This window comes from Bacillus sp. S4, from assembly GCF_040838205.1.
GTDB lineage: Bacteria > Bacillota > Bacilli > Bacillales > Bacillaceae_G > Bacillus_A > Bacillus_A cereus_U.
This window is the reverse complement of record NZ_JBFPJI010000363.1, coordinates 1-3,045: the sequence shown is the minus strand read 5'-3', so window position 1 is coordinate 3,045 and position 3,045 is coordinate 1. Positions and strand designations below refer to the sequence as shown.

The following is a 3,045-nucleotide window of genomic DNA, read 5'->3' as shown; positions in this document are numbered from 1 at the left end:
AATTGATATGATTGTTCTAGCCCTTTATTATATTTCGTATTATTATCTGTCCATTCTCCCCCCAAGTTTCCTGGCCACCCTGATGTATTAGCAACATATTTAAGCAACTCCCAATCCTGCAGTCCTTTTTTCACACCACGCTCATACGATTTGACCATACTTGAAATTGCTATCGTTGTATTTATACGTGAATCCACTAAACTCTCTTCCGATAATTGTGCTGGTGCTAATCCACCACGATGTAATTGGAATAATCCGAAAGATGTTCCGTTATCTCCTATTGCTTTTCGGTTAAATTTTGTTTCATGATCCGCAATTGATAATGGTATCCAATCTGGAATATCATACCTCTTTGCAACTTCACTAATTACTTGTTTATTATTTTTAATCTCTTTATGCTTTTCATAGTTGGTATGAATTACATAACTTAAGGTAAATAACGTAAGTAATATAAATATATATTGTAACGCTTTTTTCATCATTTCATCTCCTGATTTGTGTATGTTTCACTTTCTATATACACTATAAGACTTTTATGTGACATTCATTTGACAAAATGATATTAATTATACATAAGCTGTTACAGTTTTAACTATCAATCTAAAAACTACAATTCTTCTAAAAGACTCCTTCAACACATAAAAACAATCAGCCTTTCATGTATAGTACATGAAAGGCTGATTGTTTTTCACTACACTTTTTTATGTATACAGTATATCCCTGCTATAATAAAACAAATTGAAATTACCGATAAAATTGCACCCTGGATTTCATAAAATGCAGTAAAGAATTTTCCGCTTGGTCTATCCCAAATTTCTAATGAACCCGCGTAAATTGCGGAAGTTATATATGTAAGACCGAATAGGAGAACTCCCGAAAGAACATAGGTTACTCCACTATTTTTCATTATTAGCTCACCTCCATTAATTCTATTTGTGAATAAAACAAAAAAGACCTTTATACGTTAAAGATCTTTTTCATCTTATTTTTGTTACAAAAAACGCCAGAATCTAAAACAAAAACTTACTTTAGGATAAAACATTTCTATATACAAATTAAATACTACAAGCATCTTCTCGATTAACATTTTTCACATTAAATATCTCTTGCAATATGCGGTTTACTATAATGGCTTGTTCCACCACCGCCTACTATTACTTTACCGCCTTTTTCAAAGATTAATAATTTTCTTGAACCATCAGAAAGTAAAACTACTACTTCCGCATTGTCACTTGTAGCCGTATATATTACATATCCACTTTTCGAAATACAAGTTGCCCAATTTTCATCAAATTCTGATCTTAATACTCGATTAGAATACACTTGATTTTCAATTCTTCCCGGCTGTTCATTTCCCAAATTTTTCTTACCTCCTTCCAAAGTTGTCATTTATATATAAATGACGGTTTCTCAATAAATTAGTGACCGTCCTTAATATAAATAGTATATGTAGTTAGTAGGAGAATGCTTGGACAATGAAAACGTAACAACATTTAAGTATTTTACAATCGAAACTTCTCCTTAATCATTACAGCTACTTCTTTAGCACTCAAATGAGTATTATTAATTTTTATGTACTCTTCTTTTTCGATTTCACCATGAAGAGAGTTTAATCTATGCTTTTTCATCGTTTCTTTTAAATTTTTTTCGGACCATTCAATATCTCTTTTTTTTGGTTTATGTTCTAATCTATGGGGACTTTTATTACGCTCTAATCTTTCACCAATTTCTGCTTCAAGTTCTACAAAATATACTGCTGCGCCTTTTGATTCAAAAATGCTTACTACATGATTTATATAATCCCAATCAGATTGAAAGTCAAATGCCCATACATATGTAAAAATCATTCCGTATAAATCACTTTTAGACACTTCTTCAAATATTTCATTACGAAACAAACTTACTAATCTTTTTGCTTCCTTTGTACTGTAATCAAAAAATGGACTTACTAAATCAATGGTCATGTGATTATGAAAAATTTTCAAATCTGTTAGTTTCGCTAATTCTTGTCCAACTGTCATTTTCCCGACTGCTTGTGGGCCGAATATTAATATGAATTTCATTGGTTTTCCTCCGATTTTTCTCTATAAACAATCCAATAAAACATATCCTAAAATTGAAAATAAGGCAGTCGATGTTGTGTCGATTGCCTTATTTTCATGAATAGTTCCTATATTATTCGTTTCGTACAGCTTCAAAAGTAATAATTTGGTCTGCATTTGACGGTTGCTTTTCATAAACATAGTCAGCAGAGCAAGTAATGTCAGTGAAACCTATACTTTCTAAAAGGAGTTTAAACTCTTCTATTCCATACCACCGCATTGCAAAACGTTGTAGTTCAGTTTGTACTAACTTTCCTTTACTCCATTTTTCATATTTTAAATATGATACAGTTACTTGGTTAAGCCAATCTATTTCAATTGATTTATTTTCTAATGTAATCCCGTCTCCGCTTGGTAAGGAAAAAGTCGATGTATGAATCTCACCTGTCTTCCAATCATACGGAAGCCCAAGGTCTACAATTAAACGCCCACCTGGATTAAGATGTTCATAAAAACATTTCAAAGCGCTTATAGAATCATCACGATTTTCAATTAAACAAAAGGATCCAGTAGGAATGATAATTGCCTCATATTTATGCGGCAGTGAAAATTGTTGCAAGCTTCCTTCATATACATTAGGATGTATGCCTCTCTCTTTACACCGCTTTCGGCAAGAATCTAGCATTTCAGGCGAATAATCTATCCCATCAACTTTAAAACCAGCTTCAAGAAATGGAATAATGACACGCCCCGATCCTACCGCTGCTTCAAGAATTGTTCCTTTACAACTTTTTAAACGTTCTTGATAATATTCAATATCACCATTCAAAGAGTAACCGACAGGTTTTGTGTAATCATAAAGTTCCGTACAAAGCGTACTATAAAAACTAAACATTTATTTTCTCCTCCGTTTTATACGTACGGAAGATTTCAATTCAATTAATCTTCCTGTACCTTTAATTTTAATGAAAATTCGAAAGAGCTGACTGTCATAATATATCAC

The 3,045-nt window shown here is 32.0% G+C and carries 5 protein-coding genes; all 5 read right to left on the bottom strand.

The annotated features are described in order from the left end of the window. A partial coding sequence (locus AB3X48_RS20105) for a lysozyme family protein (RefSeq protein WP_367959862.1) occupies positions 1–482 on the bottom strand: 482 nt, incomplete at its 3' end. 209 nt (positions 483–691) lie between these two features. Then, a complete protein-coding gene (locus AB3X48_RS20100; protein ID WP_002110356.1) occupies positions 692–907 on the bottom strand; it encodes a hypothetical protein in 216 nt (71 codons plus the stop codon). Positions 908–1,095: 188 nt separating this feature from the next. Further along, positions 1,096–1,359, bottom strand: a complete 264-nt coding sequence (locus AB3X48_RS20095) for a hypothetical protein (RefSeq protein ID WP_016105112.1) — start codon at positions 1,357–1,359, stop codon at positions 1,096–1,098. Between the two features lie 143 nt (positions 1,360–1,502). Next, the gene (locus AB3X48_RS20090; RefSeq protein WP_016105113.1) at positions 1,503–2,063 is read right to left on the bottom strand and encodes an ATP-binding protein; all 561 of its coding nucleotides are present in this window, start codon (positions 2,061–2,063) and stop codon (positions 1,503–1,505) included. Positions 2,064–2,175: 112 nt separating this feature from the next. Beyond that, entirely contained in the window at positions 2,176–2,937 is a 762-nt protein-coding gene (locus AB3X48_RS20085; RefSeq protein WP_016105114.1) for a class I SAM-dependent methyltransferase, read from the bottom strand. Positions 2,938–3,045: the final 108 nt, after the last annotated feature.

What these genes read in the sequence shown, in the direction of transcription:
- AB3X48_RS20100 (WP_002110356.1), bottom strand. Translation starts at nt 907, where the DNA reads ATGAAAAATAGTGGAGTAACCTATGTTCTTTCGGGAGTTCTCCTATTC.
- AB3X48_RS20090 (WP_016105113.1), bottom strand. Translation starts at nt 2,063, where the DNA reads ATGAAATTCATATTAATATTCGGCCCACAAGCAGTCGGGAAAATGACA.
- AB3X48_RS20085 (WP_016105114.1), bottom strand. Translation starts at nt 2,937, where the DNA reads ATGTTTAGTTTTTATAGTACGCTTTGTACGGAACTTTATGATTACACA.